Below are 16865 nucleotides of genomic sequence, written 5' to 3' on the forward strand. Positions count from 1 at the left end.
GTGTCGGTGAACACAACGACCACAACGGTGACGGCGGTCACAGCGCGGCCGAGGCTGGGGCGCGCAGCGTCCGACCAGAGGAGAACCATGAGCCACGACCCCACCGCGTCCCCGCGGGCCGACAGCGCCGGCGGCACCGCGACGCCCGCGACACCCACTAGGCGGCGCGACCGCTCGCACTACCTGTACCTCGCGGTGATCGCCGCGGTCCTACTCGGCATCCTGGTGGGCTTCGTGGCCCCCGAGTTCGCCGTCCAGCTGAAGCCGATCGGCGAGGCCTTCGTCAACCTGATCAAGATGATGATCTCCCCGGTCATCTTCTGCACCCTGGTGCTCGGCATCGGCTCGGTGCGCAGCGCCGCCCACGTCGGCAAGGTCGGCATCCTCGCCCTCGTCTACTTCCTGACGATGTCGACCGTCGCGCTGGCCATCGGCCTGGTGGTCGGCAACATCCTGGACCCGGGGGAGGGCCTCAACCTCACGCCCGACGCCGCGGCCGCGGGCGCGGAGCAGGCCAGCGAGGCCAGCAGCACCACCGAGTTCCTCCTCGGGATGATCCCGACCTCGTTGTTCTCGGCGCTGACCGAGGGCGAGGTCCTCCAGACCCTGCTCGTGGCCCTCCTGGTCGGCTTCGCCCTGCAGGGCCTCGGTCGTGCCGGCGAACCGGTCCTCCGCGGCATCGGCCACCTGCAGCGGGTGGTCTTCAAGGTGCTGGCGATGATCATGTGGGCCGCCCCGATCGGCGCGTTCGGTGCCATCGCCGGCGTGGTCGGCGAGACCGGGGTCGACGCCCTGACGAGCCTGGCCACCATCATGATCGGGTTCTACGTCACCTGCTTCCTGTTCGTCTTCCTGGTGCTCGGCACGATCCTGAAGGTCGTCACCGGGGTCAACGTGCTGAAGCTGTTCCGCTACCTGGGTCGCGAGTTCCTGCTGATCGTCTCGACCTCCTCCTCGGAGTCCGCGCTGCCCCGCCTGATCGCCAAGATGGAGCACGCGGGGGTCGAGAAGACCACCGTCGGCGTGGTCGTGCCGACGGGGTACTCCTTCAACCTCGACGGCACGGCGATCTACCTGACGATGGCCTCGATCTTCGTGTCCGACGCGCTGGGCCTGCCGCTGAGCATCAGCGAGCAGATCTCGCTGCTGGTCTTCATGATCATCGCCTCCAAGGGCGCCGCCGGCGTCACCGGCGCCGGCCTGGCCACCCTGGCCGGGGGGCTGGCCTCGCACCGCCCCGAGCTGCTCGACGGCGTCGGCCTCATCGTCGGCATCGACCGCTTCATGTCGGAGGCCCGGGCGGTCACCAACTTCGCCGGCAACTCGATCGCCACCCTCCTGGTCGGGCAGTGGACCGGCGGCCTGGACAAGCAACGGCTCGACGAGGTGCTCGACGGCCTGCACCCCTTCGACGAGAGCGACATGGTCGACGAGGAGTACGAGGCCGAGCGGGCCACGCCGGCCGGTCGGGTCGAGCCGGCCGCGTCCCCCGCGGGCTGACGGGTCGTACGCCGGGTGGGCGCCGCCGAGGCACGAGCGGGCGGCGCCCACTAGGCTCGGACGGGTGTCCACCCGTCACGGGGTCCGCGTGCTCGGGTCCGACGACCTCGAGGAGTTCGGCGCGCTCGCGGGCCGCGACCCCGTCGTCAACGTCTTCGTGCTGCACCGCGCCGAGACCACCCGTCTCGAGCCGCGCTGGCTCGGGGGCGAGATGTGGGGCCGCTACCGCGACGGCGAGCTGGTCGCGGCGTGCCACGCGGGCGCCAACATCGTGCCGGTCCAGGCCGACGAGGAGGACGCGCGCGTCTTCGCCGAGAAGGCGCTGAGCGTGCACCGCTCCGCCTCCACCCTGGTCGGACGGCACGAGCCGGTCCGGGCGTTCTGGAACCAGGCCGCCCGCACCTGGGGCCGTCCCCGCGAGCGACGGTGGCTCCAGCCGCACCTCGAGCTGAGCGGAGCCCCCGCCGTCGAGCCCGACCCCGGGGTGCGGCGCACCACGCGCGACGACCTCGAGACGCTCTACCCCGCCTGCGTGGCGATGTACACCGAGGAGGTCGGCATCTCGCCCGAGCAGGGCGGCTCCGACCTGTACCGCACCCGGGTGGCCCAGCTGGTCAGCCGCGGGTGGTCCTTCGCCCGCTACGACGGCGACGAGCTGGTCTTCAAGGCCGAGGTCGCCTGCGCGGCCGGCGTCGCGGCGCAGGTCCAGGGCGTGTACGTCCCGCCCGCCCACCGCGGGCGCGGCCTGGCGACCGCCGGGATGGCCGCGGTGGCCGCGCTGGTCCAGGCCGAGATCGCCCCGACCGTCTCGCTCTACGTCAACGAGTGGAACACCACGGCCCGTCGCGCCTACGCGCGCGCCGGCTTCGTCGAGACCGCTCGTTTCTCCACCGTGATGTTCTGAGCCCGGGCGCGGTGCGTGCGCCCGGGCCCCTACGGTGGGCGCGTGACCGCCGCGCCGCTGACCCTGCCCGCCCGCGCGCTGACCGGTGCGTTCCTCGCCAGCGGCGTGATCCATCTCGCGCGCCCGCAGGTCTTCGAGCCGCTGGTGCCCTCGTGGGTGCCGGTCGGGGCGCGGCGGACCGTGCACCTCTCCGGCGTGGCCGAGCTGGCCTGCGCGGCCGCGGTGCTGCACCCGGCCACCCGGCAGGCGGGCGGCTGGGCCACCGCCGCCCTGCTGCTGGCGATCCTGCCGGGCAACGTGCAGATGGCCCGCGACGGGCAGCGCGCCCGCAGCCGCGCCTGGCGGCTCGGCACGCTCGCGCGCGTCCCGCTCCAGGCGCCGCTGGTCGGCATCGCGCTGCGCGTGGCCCGCGGCCGCTGAGCCGGTCCGCGCCCGCCGCCGGGAACTGGTTGGTCCGCCACGGTGCGTCCCACCTACGCTGAGCGCATGATCACGCGGATGTCCACCCTGTTCGTACGCACGTTGAGGGACGACCCCGCGGACGCCGAGGTGCCGAGCCACCGCCTGCTGGTCCGCGCCGGCTACATCCGCCGCGCCGCCCCCGGCATCTACACCTGGCTGCCGCTGGGCCTGCGCGTGCTGCGCAAGGTCGAGCGCGTCGTGCGCCAGGAGATGGACGCGATCGGCGCCCAGGAGCTGTCCTTCCCCGCGCTGCTGCCCAAGGAGCCCTACGAGGCCTCGGGTCGCTGGGCCGAGTACGGCGACGGCATCTTCCGGCTCAAGGACCGCAAGGGCGCCGACTACCTGCTCGGGCCCACGCACGAGGAGATGTTCACCCTCGTGGTCAAGGACCTGTACTCGTCCTACAAGGACCTGCCCCTGTCGATCTACCAGGTGCAGACCAAGTACCGCGACGAGGCGCGGCCCCGTGCCGGCGTGCTCCGCGGGCGCGAGTTCATCATGAAGGACTCCTACTCCTTCGACGTCGACGACGCCGGGCTCGACACCAGCTACCAGGCCCACCGCGACGCCTACGTCCGCATCTTCGACCGGCTCGGCTTCGACTACGTCATCGTCAAGGCCACCTCGGGTGCCATGGGCGGCTCGCGGTCGGAGGAGTTCCTCGCCAAGGCCGCGGTCGGTGAGGACACCTACGTGCGCTGCACGACCTGCGACTACGCCGCCAACGTCGAGGCCGTCGAGACCCGTGCGCCGCAGCCGGTCGCGTACGACGACGCGCCCGCCGCCCACGCCGAGGACACCCCCGGCACGCCCACGATCGCCACGCTGGTGGACCACCTGAACACCGCCTTCCCCCGCGAGGACCGGGCCTGGGAGGCCGCGGACACGCTGAAGAACGTGCTGGTCACCCTCCAGCACCCCGACGGGACCCGCGAGCCGCTGGCGATCGGCGTCCCCGGTGACCGCGAGGTCGACCAGAAGCGCCTGGAGGGCCAGCTCGAGCCGATCGAGGTCCACCCCTTCGACGAGACGGAGTTCGCCCGGCACCCCAGCCTGGTCAAGGGCTACATCGGTCCCGGCGCCGGGCCGACCGGTGCGCCCGTGCTCGGCGAGAAGAGCGAGTCCGGCATCCGCTTCCTGGTCGACCCCCGGGTCGTCGAGGGGACCCGCTGGGTCACCGGCGCCAACGTCGACGGCAGCCACGTGGTCGACCTCGTCGCCGGTCGGGACTTCACCCCCGACGGCACCATCGAGGCCGCCGAGGTCCGTGACGGCGACGCCTGCCCGGCCTGCGACGACGGCGTCCTGGAGACCGCGCGCGGCATCGAGATGGGCCACATCTTCGCGCTCGGGCGCAAGTACGCCGACGCCCTCGACCTCCAGGTCCTGGACGAGAACGGCAAGCTGGTCACCGTCACCATGGGCTCCTACGGCGTCGGTGTCACCCGCGCGGTGGCCGCGGTGGCCGAGGGCACGCTCGACGAGCAGGGCCTGTGCTGGCCCCGCGAGCTGGCCCCGGCCGACGTGCACCTCGTGGCGGCCGGCAAGGACGAGGCCGTCAAGGCCGCCGCCGAGCGGGTCGCGCACGAGCTCGACGCCGCCGGCGTCGAGGTGATCTACGACGACCGGCACAAGGTCAGCCCCGGCGTGAAGTTCAAGGACGCCGAGCTGATCGGCGTGCCGACGATCGTGGTGGTCGGCAAGTCCCTGGCCGACGGCACCATCGAGGTCAAGGACCGGCGTACCGGGGTGCGCGAGGACGTCGCGGCCGCGCACGTGGTCGACCACCTCGTCAACCTCGTCCGCAGCTGAGGGCGCCCGTGACCCGGACGGTCCTCTACCTGCACGGGGTGGGGGAGCGGGTCCGTGGCGGGCGCTGGCGCGCCACGCTCGACCGCGCTCTGTCCGGTCACGGCCTCGCGCCGCTCCGTCCGGGCGAGGACCTCCTCGTGCCCGACTACGTCGACCTGCTCGCCGGGGACCGGCCGCTGCCGGCGCCACCCGTGGTCGGGCCGACGTACGACGCCGCTCGCGCCGCAGCGGCGCGGGCGGTCTTCATGGCCGAGCGTCAGCGCCTCGCCGACGCCCTGGGTGCGCCGGGGGGCGGGCGGCACCTCGTGCCGTCGCCGGTCTACGACGCGGGCCGCCACGCGTGGGGCGCGGTGAGCCGCTCGATGCGCCACGTCGAGCACTACCGGCGCGACCCGGCCCTGCGCCGCCTCGTCCTGGACCGCGTGCTGAGCGCGCTGGACGCCCGCGCCCGCCCGGCCTCCGGCGACCACGACGAGGTGGTGGTCCTGGCCCACAGCCTCGGCTCGCTCGTGGCGCTGGACCTGCTGCCGCACCTCCCCGCGGGCGTGAGCGTCCCGCGCCTGGTCACCCTGGGCAGCCCGGCCGGCTGGCCGTCCCTGCACCGGGGTCCGGGTCGCACCGACGCCTCCTTCCCCTACGACCGGGTCGGGTCCTGGGTCAACCTGCACAGCCCGCGCGACCTCGTCCCGCTGGGCCGGGGCAGCGCCCGACTCTTCCCCGCGGCCCTCGACGTCCCGGTGCGGCTGCCGCCGGCCCGGCACGGCGCCGAGCTCTACCTCGGCGTGCCGGTGGTGGCCCGCGTCCTGGCCGACGTCCTGGGTGCCGCGGACCGGGGTGCCCTGGCCGCGGGGGCCGCCCGTGAGGCAGGGTGAGCGGGTCCGCTCCCGGCGCCGCCGTGAGCACCCCGCTGCCCCGGTGGCCCGACGGAAGGCACCCCGCGTGCGTCTGACCACCCCTGTCCGCACGGTCGCGGCCGCGGTCGCGACCGTGGTCCTGCTCGGGGCGGGGTCGGCCGCCGCCGCTGCTCCGCCGCCGTCGTCGGTCGGCGCCGCCGAGACCCCGACCACCGTCTGCCCCACGGGCGGGCAGGGCCACGGCCACGAGACGTCCGGGGACGCCTCCGCACGCTCGGCGGGAGCCAGGACGGCGGGACCCCGCACGGTGCGCGGTCCCGACCACCGCGAGGTCTCGGTGGTCGAGCAGCGTGTGATCGAGGCGCGCACCGACCAGCTCCTGGCGCAGCGGTCCGCGGGTGCGCCCGCCGTGCGGGAGGTCCCGACCTACGTCCACGTGATGGCCGGAGAGGACGGCGAGGGCGACGTCGGCCGCGCGGTCGTGCGCCGGCAGGTGCGGGTGCTGGACAGGACGTACCGGGGCTCCGGGTTCCGCTTCGACCTCGCCGGGATCGACCGCACCTACGACGACCGCTACCACCGGGACCGTCGTAGCGGCGAGTACCGCGCCGAGACCCGCCGCGGCGGACCCGGGGCCCTCAACATCTGGCTGGTCGACTTCGAGTACCTCGGCGTCGCCACCTTCCCCTGGGATCAGGCCGACAGCCCGGCGCTCGACGGGGTGCGCGTCGACGTGGAGTCCGTGCCGGGCGGCGACCTCGAGCGCTTCGACCAGGGCAAGACCGCCACCCACGAGGTGGGGCACTGGCTGGGGCTCTACCACACGTTCCAGGGCGGCTGCACGCGCCGCAACGACCTGGTGCGCGACACCCCGGCCCAGTCGAGCCAGAGCGCCGGCTGCCCGGCGGGCCGCGACTCCTGCGCGCTGCCGGGCAGGGACCCCGTGCACAACTACATGGACTACAGCGACGACGCCTGCTACGAGCGCTTCAGCACGGGACAGGTGGACCGGATGCGGTCCCTGTTCACCGCCTACCGAACCTGAGCCCCGGGGACCACACACCTGCAGGTTCCTGCAATGCGAAGACGTGAGGATCGTGGGACCTCGCGGTAGGCGAGGCGCTGGGGCAGAGTCAGGTCCAGGGGAAGCGGTCGGAGCCCACACCGTCCGCCGACCTCATGGCTCCTGTCCCGGGCCCACAGCGGTCCGCGTGCTCGACGATCCGGGGAACATCTCGGGCGTTCCCCGGAAGTCGAGCTCGCGGACCGCTGTCTCCGTCAGCACCTCCACCGCCAGGCGACGTCGCTCGCCCGCGGTGCTCTCCACCACCGTCGCCCAGACGGCGGCACAGCCGCGCTCCAGCGCAAGGGCCGCCTGTGCCACGCCGGCGGCCGTGGCGAGGTCGCCCGGCACGTCGTACGCGGGCAGCGCCGCCACGGGCTCGGCATCGTCCGCGACGAGCAGGTCGGTGAGCCGGTCGCGCCGGTCCCGGTGCGCGGTGTAGGCCTCGTCGAGCCGGGCGGCGAGCGAGGGGTCGGCGGACCGCGACGTCTGCGCCCCCAGCAGCCCGTGCACCCAGACGGCGGCGTGCTCCGCGGCGAGCGCGTCCTGGAGCGCCTCGCGCGGCGTCACGACCGGCCCCGGCCGCCGCTGCCGGCCCCGGCGCCGCGGCCCGCAGCGGTCACGGGCGCGGTGCTCGGCAGCACCGCCAGCCGCTGGGCGAGGCCGGCCGACATCGAGCCCAGCAGTCGCGCCAGGGATCCGCTGTCGGCGGCCACGGAGAGGTCGGCGAGACGGACCCGCAGCTGCTCCTCCCGGTCGCGCACCAGGGCCAGCAGCGGGTCGGCGGGGGCGGCCCGCCGGGCGGCCCGGGGCAGGTCGAGCGGCTGACCGAGGGCCTCGGCGTGCGCCTCGTGCAGCGCCAGCAGCGGCGCGAGCACGCCGCGCAGGGACGGCACGGAGCGCTGCGCCGCCGTCACCAGGGTGGCGGCCGCCGCCAGCGCCTCCCGGGCCTCGGCGACCCGGTCGGCGTCGTCCGTGGTCTCCTGCGCGCCGTCCTGCGCGCCGTCCTGCGCGCCGTCCGGGGCCGCGGTCGACGCCGGGCTCACGGAGCCGTCGCGCGTCGAGGTGCTCGTGCCGGAGCTGCAGCCCACGAGCAGGAGCCCGAGCCCGGCGCCGCCGAGCAGCAGCCCGCGGCGGGTGGCCGGCACCGGCCCCCGCGGGGGTGCCGGCAGCGGGGCGGTGGTCGGGGTCACGGGCGGTGAGCCTACCCGCGCCGGCCGCACGGCCCGGCCGGCGAGCACGTCACGATGCCCTAGGATCGCCCCTTGCCCGTGCGCGCCACGGGCTCGACGACAACAGCACAGGAGGACGGCACCGTGAACGCGCCCCAGGACCGGATCGCCGACGAGCTCGCAGGCCCCCTGCTCGAGCTCGGGCTCGACCTCGAGGCCGTGGAGCTGACGCCGGCCGGCAAGCGCCGCGTGCTCCGCGTGGCCGTGGACCAGGACGGCGGCGTCACCCTCGACGACGTCGCCGAGGCCACCCGCCGCGTCGATGAGGTGCTCGAGGCCTCCGACGTGATGGGTCAGCACCCCTACACCCTCGAGGTGACCTCGCGCGGCGTCGACCGCCCGCTCACCCTCGAGCGGCACTGGCGCCGCAACGTCGACCGCCTGGTCCGCGTGACGCCGCACGAGGGCGAGCCGGTCACCGGGCGGATCCTGGCCGCGGGACCCGACTCGGTCGAGCTCGACGTCGACGGCACCGCCACCACGCTCGCGTACGCCGACGTGGCCCGGGCCCTGGTGCAGGTCGAGCTGAACCGCAGGGCCCGGCCCGCGGGCCCGGAGGACGACGGCACGGACGACGGCACGGACGACGGCACGGACGACGAGGGCGACGACGACGCCGCCCTGACGGAGGAGGACGACTGATGGACATCGACCTGAGCATCCTGCGGATGCTGGAGCGCGAGAAGGAGATCAGCTTCGACGTGCTCGTCGAGGCGATCGAGCAGGCGCTGCTGATGGCCTACCTGAAGTCGCCGGGTGCCAGCAACGGCGCGCGCGTCGAGCTCGACCGCAAGAGCGGGCACGTCGCGGTGATGGCCCCCGAGCTCGACGAGGACGGCGCGAAGGTCGGCGAGTTCGACGACACCCCCGAGGGGTTCGGCCGGATCGCGACCACGACCGCCAAGCAGATCATGATGCAGCGCCTGCGTGACGCCGAGGACGACCGCCGCTTCGGCGAGTTCGCCGGCCGTGAGGGCGACGTCATCTCCGGGGTGATCCAGCAGGGCCGCAACCCCGACGACGTGCTGGTCGACCTCGGCAAGCTGGAGGCGCACCTGCCGGTGGCCGAGCGGTCCCCGGGCGAGACCTACGCCCACGGGACCCGGATCAAGTGCCTGGTGCTGTCGGTGCGCAAGGGGATGCGCGGGCCGCAGGTGACGCTGTCGCGCTCCCACCCGAACCTGGTCCGCAAGCTCTTCGCCCTCGAGGTGCCCGAGATCGCCGACGGCAGCGTGCAGATCGCGGCGATCGCGCGCGAGGCCGGGCACCGTACGAAGATCGCGGTCCACACCAAGGTGCCCGGGATCAACGCCAAGGGCGCCTGCATCGGCCCGATGGGCCAGCGGGTGCGCAACGTGATGGCCGAGCTCGACGGCGAGAAGATCGACATCGTCGACTGGGCCGAGGACCCCGCCCGTCTCGTGGCCAGCGCCCTGTCACCGGCACGCGTCAGCGAGGTGAAGGTCGTCGACCTGGCCGCGCGCTCGGCGCGGGTCGTGGTGCCGGACTACCAGCTGTCGCTGGCGATCGGCAAGGAGGGCCAGAACGCCCGGCTGGCGGCCCGCCTCACGGGGTGGCGCATCGACATCCACTCCGACGAGGAGCCGGCCGAGGACGAGGTGCCGGTCGCCCCGCCCGCCGCCGCGTCCGTCACTCCGGACGCAGCTCCGGACGCCGCTCCGGCCGCCACCGCGGACGCGGACCCGGCCGGGTCCTAGGCCTCGCCGCCGAGTCGTTTTCTCCCCTGCCGAGCAGGGAGGTAGGGTGGTGCAACGGTGGCACGTCGACCGAGAGCACAGGTGCGTCCGGACCCTTCCGAGGGCCCGGTGCGGACCTGCATCGGCTGTCGGGAGCGGGCTGCCAAGCGCGAGTTGGTGCGGGTGACGACCGGCTCGGACCCCGACGGCCGACCGGCCGCGGTGCCCGACCTGGACGCCACCGCACCGGGACGCGGGGCGCACCTCCACCCCACGACCCGGTGCTACGACCTCGCGGTGCGGCGCAAGGCGTTCGCCAGGGCCCTCCGGGCTCCGGCGGGGCTGGACGCGGCGCCGGTGGGGGAGTGGCTCTCCGGCTCGACACAGACCAGAGAAGGACCGACCAGGAACTGGAGCAGCAGCTCATGAGCACTCGATGAGTAACTCCCGATGAGTTTGCACCGCCAATAACGGTCCGACGCACGCAGGACGCGGGTCGGGCCAGAAGGAGAACCGTGGCTAAGACCCGAGTCCACGAACTCGCGAAAGAGTTCGGAGTCGAGAGCAAGTTCGTTCTCGAGAAGTTCAAGGAGATGGGTGAGTTCGTCAAGTCGGCGAGCTCGACCGTCGAGATGCCTGCCGAGGTGCGCTTCCGCAAGGAGGTCGGTGCCTCGCTGAAGGCCGCGGCCCCCGCGGCGGAGGCCCCGGCTGCGCCCGCCGCCCCGGCTGCGCCGGCCGCCTCGGCTGCGCCCGCCGCCCCGGCCGCCACGTCGTCGGCGCCGTCCGGCAACCGCCCCGGCCCGCGCCCCGGCCCCAAGCCGGCCGCGCGTCCCGCAGCGGAGGCACCGGCTGCGCCCGCACCCGCCGCACCGGAGGCGCCGGCCGCCCCCGAGGCGCCGGCCGCCGAGGCCCCGGCTGCTGCCGAGGCCCCCGCCCCCGCTGCCGAGGCGCCCGCCGCCGAGGCGCCCGCCGCCCCCGAGGCACCGGCCGCCCCCGAGGCGCCGGCCGCCGAGGCGCCGGCGGCGACCGGTCGCCCCGGTCCCCGTCCTCCGACGCCGAAGGCCCCGGCCCCGCGTCCGGTGGGCCGCAGCGGCTCGCCGCGTCCGGGCAACAACCCGTTCTCGTCCAACCAGGGGATGGGCCGCAAGCCCGCCGCGCCGCCTGCCGCGCCCCCGGCCGCCGGTGCGCCGCCGGCCGCTGCCGGTGGCACCGAGAGCGACAACCGTCCGCCGCGCCCGCCCGCGGGCCGCGACGGTGCTGCGCCCCGTCCGGGCATGCCCCGTCCGAACCCGGCGATGATGCCCAAGTCCCCGGCCGCCTTCGGTGGCGGCCCCGGCGGTCGTCCCGGTGCTCCGGGTCGCCCCGGCGCTCCCGGCCGGGCCGGTGCTCCGGGCCGCGGTGGTCCGGGCGGAGCCCCGGGTCGTGGCGCTCCGGGCGGTGCGCCCGGTGGGCCGCCGCGCACCGGTGGGTTCGGCGGCCGTGGCCGTCCGCCCCAGCGGGGCAGCACGCAGGGCGCCTTCGGTCGTCCCGGTGGTCCGTCGCGTCGTGGACGCAAGTCCAAGCGGGCGCGTCGCCAGGAGTTCGAGCAGATGGAGGCCCCCACCCTCGGTGGGATGCGCGTCCGCAAGGGCAACGGCGAGACCGTGCGCCTGGCCCGAGGCGCCTCGCTGACCGACTTCGCCGACAAGGTGGGGCTCGACGCGGCTGCGCTGGTGCAGATGCTCTTCCACCTCGGCGAGATGGTGACGTCGACCGAGTCGGTCAACGACGCCACGCTCGAGCTGCTCGGTGAGGAGCTCAACTACAACGTCGAGGTCGTCTCCCCCGAGGACGAGGACCGCGAGCTGCTGGAGTCCTTCGACCTCGAGTTCGGCTCGGACGAGGGCGACGAGGCCGACCTGATGATCCGGCCGCCGGTCGTGACCGTCATGGGTCACGTCGACCACGGAAAGACCAAGCTCCTCGACGCCCTCCGCTCGGCCAACGTGGTCGACAAGGAGGCCGGTGGGATCACCCAGCACATCGGGGCCTACCAGGTCGTCACCGAGGTCGACGGCAACGAGCGCCCGATCACCTTCATCGACACCCCGGGCCACGAGGCGTTCACCGCCATGCGTGCCCGTGGTGCCCAGGCGACCGACATCGCGGTGCTGGTGGTCGCGGCCGACGACGGCGTGATGCCTCAGACGGTCGAGGCGCTCAACCACGCCAAGGCCGCCGGCGTGCCGATCGTCGTGGCGGTCAACAAGATCGACAAGCCCGACGCGGACCCGACCAAGGTCCGTGGCCAGCTCACCGAGTACGGCCTGGTGCCCGAGGAGTACGGCGGCGACACGATGTTCGTCGAGGTCTCGGCGAAGGCCAACCTCAACATGGAGGGGCTGCTCGAGGCGATCGTGCTCACCGCGGACGCCTCGCTCGACCTGCGTGCCAACCCCACGCAGGACGCGCAGGGCCTCGTGGTCGAGGCGCACCTGGACCGCGGTCGCGGCCCGGTCGCCACGGTGCTGGTCCAGCGCGGCACGCTGCGCGTGGGTGACTCCCTGGTCGCCGGTCCGGCCCACGGCCGGGTCCGGGCGATGCTCGACGAGCACGGCAACGAGCTGGCCCAGGCCGACCCGTCGCGCCCGGTGATGGTGCTCGGTCTCTCCGCCGTCCCCGGCGCGGGCCAGAACTTCATCGTCGTCGACGACGACCGGATGGCCCGTCAGATCGCCGAGAAGCGCGAGGCGCGCGAGCGGGCGGCCATGCAGGCCAAGCGCCGTGTCCGTCGCACGCTCGAGGACTTCATGGCCTCCATGGAGAAGGGCGAGAGCCAGGAGCTCAACCTCATCCTCAAGGGCGACGTGTCCGGCTCGGTCGAGGCGCTCGAGGACGCCCTGTCCCAGATCAGCGTCGGCGACGACGTCGGGATCCGGGTCATCGACCGCGGTGTCGGTGCGATCACCGAGACCAACGTCGACCTGGCCGCGGCCTCCGACGCGATCATCATCGGCTTCAACGTCCGCCCCCAGGGCAAGGCGACGGAGCTGGCCGACAAGCAGGGCGTCGAGATCCGCTACTACTCGGTCATCTACTCGGCGATCGAGGAGATCGAGGCGGCGCTCAAGGGCATGCTCAAGCCCGAGTTCGAGGAGTCGTCCCTGGGACGGGCGGAGATCCGCGAGATCTTCCGCTCCTCCAAGCTCGGCAACATCGCGGGCTGCATGATCATCGCGGGGACGGTGCAGCGCCGGGCCAAGGTCCGGGTGCTGCGCGACAACGCGGTGATCGCCGACAACCTCGACCTGGCGTCGCTGCGCCGGGAGAAGGACGACGTGTCCGAGGTCCGCGAGGGCTTCGAGTGCGGTCTGGTCCTGCGCAACTTCCAGGACATCAAGATCGGCGACGTCGTCGAGTCCTTCGAGATGCGCGAGATCCCGCGCGCCTGACGCGCGTACGGCACCACCAGCACGACCCTGCAGCACCGCAGGTCCCGACGCACCCGCACGGCTCCGGCCGTGCGGGTGCGTCGCCCTCCGGTGCCGCCCCGGCCCGAAGGAGCAGAGGATGAGCAACCCCCGCGTGCGGCGCATCGCCGACCGGATCCAGGTCGTGGTGGCCCAGATGCTCGAGCGTCGGGTCAAGGACCCGCGCCTCGGGTTCGTGACCATCACCGACGTCCGCGTCACCGGTGACAGCCAGCAGGCCACCATCTACTACACCGTCCTCGGTGAGGACGCCGACCTCGAGAGCACCGCCGAGGCGCTGGAGTCGGCCAAGGGCCTGCTCCGCTCCGAGGTGGGCAAGCAGCTCGGCACCCGTCACGTCCCCTCCCTGACCTTCGTGCCCGACGCGGTCCCGGAGACCGCACGCAAGCTCGACGAGGTCCTCGCCCGCGCCCGGGAGCTCGACGCCGAGCTCGCGGCCCGCCGGGTCGAGCAGTACGCCGGCGAGCCCGACCCGTACAAGAAGCCCCGCGAGGAGGGCGACGGCGACCTCGACGGCGCCGCCGACGGGGCCGACGAGGGTTCGGACGCCGAGCCCGACGACGGGCTGGACGACCCCGCCGACCGCCGATGAGCACGCCCCGGCCCGAGCCCGTCCCGGGCCTGGTCGTGGTGGACAAGCCGGGCGGGATGACCAGCCACGACGTGGTCTCCCGCGTACGCCGGCTGGCCGGGACCCGCAAGGTCGGTCACGCCGGCACCCTCGACCCGATGGCGACCGGGGTGCTGGTGCTCGGCGTCGGGCGCGCCACCCGGCTGCTCGGCCACCTCGTGCTGACCGAGAAGACCTACGAGGCGACGATCCGGCTCGGCGCTGCCACCACGACCGACGACGCCGAGGGCGAGGCGGTGCCTGCCGAGGACCCCGCGGCCCGGGCGGCGGCCGTCGCGGCGCTCGACCCCGAGCGGGTGCGGGCGGCGCTCGCGGCGCAGGTGGGGGAGCGCGACCAGGTCCCCAGCACCGTCTCGGCGATCAAGGTCGACGGCCGCCGGGCCCACGCCCGGGTGCGCGCCGGGGAGGAGGTCGTCCTCGAGCCGCGTCGGGTGACGATCCACGCGATCGACGTGCACGACGTCGCCGCCGTCGCGGCGCCCGAGGGCGCCCGCGTCGACGTCGTCGTGACCGTCCGCTGCTCCAGCGGCACCTACGTCCGCGCCGTCGCCCGCGACCTCGGCGACGACCTGGGGGTCGGTGGTCACCTCACCGCGCTGCGGCGCACCCGGGTCGGGCCGTTCGGGCTCGCGGAGGCCCGCACGCTCGAGGAGCTCACCGAGACCTACGACGTCCTGGCCCCCGGCGACGCCGCGCGGCTCGCCTTCCCGGTGCTCGAGCTGGGGGAGGACGCCGAGCGCGACGTGCGCGTGGGGCGTCCGCTGGACGTCCAGCTCGACGGCCTGACCGCGCTGCTCGACGCCGCCGGGGGGCTGTTGGCGCTCTACGAGCCGCGCGAGGGCCGGGCCCGCCCGGTGGCCGTCCTCGTCTGAGACGGCCACTACCCTGGGCGGCGTGTGGCGCACCCTCGACGAGATCCCCGACGACCTCGGGCCGACCGCGGTCACGATCGGCAACTTCGACGGCGTGCACCGCGGCCACCGGGCCGTGGTGGCCCGGAGCCGCGCCGTGGCCGACCGCGAGGCGCTGCCGCTGGTCGCGGTGACCTTCGACCCGCACCCGATGGCCGTCCTCCGGCCCGACCACGCCCCGTCCGTGCTGACCCCCGTGCCGTGGCGGGCCGAGCTGCTCGGCGCGATCGGCGTCGACGAGGTCCTGGCGCTGCCCTTCGACCGGGCGATGGCGGCCTGGACGCCCGAGGAGTTCGTGCGCCGCGTGCTGGTCGAGCGGCTGCACGCCCGCGCCGTCGTGGTCGGCGCCAACTTCCGTTTCGGCGCCCGCGCCGCCGGTGACACCGCGGCGCTCGTCGATCTCGGTCGGGAGCAGCCGGCCGACCGCCGGTTCACCGCCGAGGGCGTCGTGCTCGACGGAGGACCACAGGTGTGGTCGTCCACCTACGTCCGGACCTGCCTGGCCGCCGGCGACGTCGCCGGCGCCACCGAGGCGCTGGGCCGGCCCCCGGCCGTCCGCGGGCCGGTCGTGCAGGGGGACCAGCGCGGCCGCGAGCTCGGCTACCCGACGGCCAACGTCGAGGTCGGACCGGACGTGGCGGTCGCCGCCGACGGCGTCTACGCCGGCCGGATGCGGGTCCTGGGCGGCCCGGCGGGCACCTCCCGCCCTGACGACCCGGCCGGCTTCCCCGTCGCGGTCTCCGTCGGCACGAACCCGACCTTCGCCGGGGAGCGCAGCCGGCGGGTCGAGGCGTACGTGATCGGCCGGACCGACCTGTCCCTCTACGGCGCGGAGGTGGAGGTCGACCTCAGCCACCACCTGCGCGGGATGGCCGCCTTCGACTCGGTCGACGAGCTGCTGGTCCAGATGTCCCAGGACGTCGAGCAGGCCCGCGTCCTGCTCGGCGGCTGACGTGGCCGCGGCCCCGCGCCGCCGTTCCCGACGCCCCGTCCCGGACGTCCTGGCCGCGGCGGACGCCTGGTTCCTCGCGCACGGCCTGACCTACTTCGTCCCCGAGGTGCGCGGCCGCGTCCGGGACGGGCTGCGACCGCGACGGCTCGTCCCGCTGGCGGTGCTGGTCCTGCTCGTCTCGGCGGCCGCCGCCGGGCTGCTGGCCTGGGCGACCGGGCAGGTCAGCACCGCCCCGGCGGTCCTGCTGTCGCTGGGCGCGGCGGGCGCGACGGCGTACGCGCTGACGGTGCTGCGCGCCGGGCCGATCGTGACCTGGGCGCTGGGACGCACCTTCGGCAGCCTGCGGGCACTGCTGCCGATGATGACCCGCGCCCTGCCGCTGCTGCTGGTCTTCGTCACCTTCCTGTTCATCAACGCCGAGGTCTGGCAGCTCTCCGCCTCACTCACCACCGGCACCCTGTGGCTGGTCGTGCTGCTCTTCGTGGGGCTGGCCCTCGGCTTCCTGCTGGTGCGCCTGCCCGAGGAGGTCGACCTCGTCGACGACGCCGTCGACGCCGACTTCCTGCGCCGGGCCTGCGCCGGCACACCGCTGGAGGAGGCCTGCGAGGAGGTGCTGGAGGAGGGCCGCGGCGACGAGGTCGTGGCGCACGCGCAGGTCGAGGGCTTCGAGCGCTGGAACCTGGTCATCGTGCTGCTGGTCATCCAGGCCGTCCAGGTGCTGCTGCTGGCCGGCACCGTGCTGCTGTTCTTCCTGCTCTTCGGCACCCTGGCGATGAACGAGGAGGTCCAGCTGGCGTGGACCGGTCTCGACCCGGCGGACCTGCGCCAGCTGCCGGGGTTGAGCAACGTCTCGGTGCCGCTGTTCCAGGTCTCGCTCTTCCTCGCCGCGTTCTCCTCGCTCTACCTGACGGTCTCGACGGTCACCGACGAGACCTACCGCGAGCACTTCTTCGCCTCGGTGGTCAGCGAGCTGCGCACCGCGGTCGGGATGCGCGCGGTCTACCTCACCCTGCGCACGCGCCGCAGCCCCTGACCCGCCGGGGCGGGAGCAGGGGCTGCGGGACGTACGGGTGGTGCGGCCGTGCGGTCGGACGACCTCAGGCGTCGAGGTCCTTCTCGACCAGTGCGGCGATCGCGTCGACGTCGCCCTGGTCGTCGCCGGAGACCTCGACGGTGTCGCCGTTGCCGGCACCCAGGGTCATGATCATCAGCGCCGACGCCGCGTCGACGGGGGTGCCGCCGGGCAGGCCGATGGAGACGTCCGAGTCCAGGTCGCCGGCCGCCTCCGAGATCAGGGCGGCGGGGCGGGCGTGCAGGCCGACGGCGGAGCCGACGGTGACGGTCTTGCTGGGCATGGGAGCTCCTTCACGGATCGTG

The 16865-nt window shown here is 74.4% G+C and carries 17 protein-coding genes; 14 read left to right on the forward strand and 3 right to left on the reverse strand.

Going from position 1 to position 16865, the window contains the following annotated elements; translation table 11 throughout:
- The first annotated feature begins 87 nt into the window (after positions 1-87).
- The 6 genes from ENKNEFLB_RS07215 (at position 88) to ENKNEFLB_RS07240 (ending at position 6577) form a co-directional block, all read left to right on the forward strand.
- On the forward strand, positions 88-1500 hold the full coding sequence (locus ENKNEFLB_RS07215) for a cation:dicarboxylate symporter family transporter (RefSeq protein ID WP_214058566.1): 1413 nt from the start codon (positions 88-90) through the stop codon (positions 1498-1500).
- A gap of 64 nt (positions 1501-1564) precedes the next feature.
- Positions 1565-2404: a GNAT family N-acetyltransferase gene (locus tag ENKNEFLB_RS07220; RefSeq protein WP_214058567.1), complete on the forward strand. Its 840-nt coding sequence runs from the start codon at positions 1565-1567 to the stop codon at positions 2402-2404.
- Between the two features lie 42 nt (positions 2405-2446).
- Positions 2447-2824, forward strand: a complete 378-nt coding sequence (locus ENKNEFLB_RS07225) for a DoxX family protein (protein WP_246535890.1) — start codon at positions 2447-2449, stop codon at positions 2822-2824.
- 66 nt (positions 2825-2890) lie between these two features.
- Positions 2891-4678: a proline--tRNA ligase gene (locus tag ENKNEFLB_RS07230; protein ID WP_214058568.1), complete on the forward strand. Its 1788-nt coding sequence runs from the start codon at positions 2891-2893 to the stop codon at positions 4676-4678.
- 8 nt (positions 4679-4686) lie between these two features.
- Entirely contained in the window at positions 4687-5550 is an 864-nt protein-coding gene (locus ENKNEFLB_RS07235; protein WP_214058569.1) for a hypothetical protein, read from the forward strand.
- A gap of 67 nt (positions 5551-5617) precedes the next feature.
- Positions 5618-6577, forward strand: coding sequence for a zinc metalloprotease (locus tag ENKNEFLB_RS07240; RefSeq protein WP_214058570.1), 960 nt, complete (start codon positions 5618-5620; stop codon positions 6575-6577).
- Between the two features lie 132 nt (positions 6578-6709).
- On the opposite strand, the gene ENKNEFLB_RS07245 is transcribed toward ENKNEFLB_RS07240, so the two are convergent.
- Entirely contained in the window at positions 6710-7165 is a 456-nt protein-coding gene (locus ENKNEFLB_RS07245) for a ferritin-like domain-containing protein (protein WP_214058571.1), read from the reverse strand.
- Entirely contained in the window at positions 7162-7788 is a 627-nt protein-coding gene (locus ENKNEFLB_RS07250; RefSeq protein WP_214058572.1) for a hypothetical protein, read from the reverse strand. Before ENKNEFLB_RS07250 ends, ENKNEFLB_RS07245 begins: the two co-directional genes overlap by 4 nt.
- Positions 7789-7911: 123 nt before the next feature.
- Here ENKNEFLB_RS07250 and rimP point away from each other — a divergent pair, with 123 nt between their 5' ends.
- From rimP to ENKNEFLB_RS07290, 8 genes are all read left to right on the forward strand, one after another.
- Positions 7912-8469, forward strand: a complete 558-nt coding sequence (rimP, locus tag ENKNEFLB_RS07255; protein WP_214058573.1) for a ribosome maturation factor RimP — start codon at positions 7912-7914, stop codon at positions 8467-8469.
- Complete coding sequence (nusA, locus tag ENKNEFLB_RS07260; RefSeq protein ID WP_214058574.1) at positions 8469-9545, forward strand: transcription termination factor NusA; 1077 nt, start codon at positions 8469-8471, stop codon at positions 9543-9545. The genes rimP and nusA overlap by 1 nt, the downstream gene beginning before the upstream one ends.
- 108 nt (positions 9546-9653) lie before the next feature.
- Positions 9654-9953: a YlxR family protein gene (locus ENKNEFLB_RS07265; RefSeq protein ID WP_275955950.1), complete on the forward strand. Its 300-nt coding sequence runs from the start codon at positions 9654-9656 to the stop codon at positions 9951-9953.
- A gap of 86 nt (positions 9954-10039) precedes the next feature.
- Entirely contained in the window at positions 10040-12955 is a 2916-nt protein-coding gene (infB, locus tag ENKNEFLB_RS07270; RefSeq protein WP_214058576.1) for a translation initiation factor IF-2, read from the forward strand.
- Between the two features lie 118 nt (positions 12956-13073).
- Complete coding sequence (gene rbfA, locus ENKNEFLB_RS07275; RefSeq protein WP_214058577.1) at positions 13074-13586, forward strand: 30S ribosome-binding factor RbfA; 513 nt, start codon at positions 13074-13076, stop codon at positions 13584-13586.
- Positions 13583-14497, forward strand: a complete 915-nt coding sequence (gene truB / locus ENKNEFLB_RS07280; RefSeq protein WP_214058578.1) for a tRNA pseudouridine(55) synthase TruB — start codon at positions 13583-13585, stop codon at positions 14495-14497. Before rbfA ends, truB begins: the two co-directional genes overlap by 4 nt.
- A 22-nt stretch (positions 14498-14519) precedes the next feature.
- Positions 14520-15488, forward strand: coding sequence for a bifunctional riboflavin kinase/FAD synthetase (locus ENKNEFLB_RS07285; protein WP_214058579.1), 969 nt, complete (start codon positions 14520-14522; stop codon positions 15486-15488).
- Between the two features lies 1 nt (position 15489).
- Positions 15490-16521 (forward strand): hypothetical protein, encoded by a 1032-nt coding sequence (locus tag ENKNEFLB_RS07290; protein ID WP_214058580.1) that lies wholly within the window; start codon positions 15490-15492, stop codon positions 16519-16521.
- A gap of 64 nt (positions 16522-16585) precedes the next feature.
- Here ENKNEFLB_RS07290 and ENKNEFLB_RS07295 read toward each other — a convergent pair whose 3' ends face one another.
- Positions 16586-16843, reverse strand: a complete 258-nt coding sequence (locus tag ENKNEFLB_RS07295) for an HPr family phosphocarrier protein (protein ID WP_214058581.1) — start codon at positions 16841-16843, stop codon at positions 16586-16588.
- Positions 16844-16865 lie beyond the last annotated feature (22 nt).

Origin of the sequence: Nocardioides aquaticus, assembly GCF_018459925.1 — a bacterium.
Lineage (GTDB): Bacteria > Actinomycetota > Actinomycetes > Propionibacteriales > Nocardioidaceae > Nocardioides > Nocardioides aquaticus.

Coding starts and splice junctions, on each gene's coding strand:
- ENKNEFLB_RS07295 (WP_214058581.1), bottom strand. CDS start 16,843: ATGCCCAGCAAGACCGTCACCGTCGGCTCCGCCGTCGGCCTGCACGCC.
- nusA (WP_214058574.1), top strand. CDS start 8,469: ATGGACATCGACCTGAGCATCCTGCGGATGCTGGAGCGCGAGAAGGAG.
- truB (WP_214058578.1), top strand. CDS start 13,583: ATGAGCACGCCCCGGCCCGAGCCCGTCCCGGGCCTGGTCGTGGTGGAC.
- ENKNEFLB_RS07230 (WP_214058568.1), top strand. CDS start 2,891: ATGATCACGCGGATGTCCACCCTGTTCGTACGCACGTTGAGGGACGAC.
- ENKNEFLB_RS07215 (WP_214058566.1), top strand. CDS start 88: ATGAGCCACGACCCCACCGCGTCCCCGCGGGCCGACAGCGCCGGCGGC.
- rbfA (WP_214058577.1), top strand. CDS start 13,074: ATGAGCAACCCCCGCGTGCGGCGCATCGCCGACCGGATCCAGGTCGTG.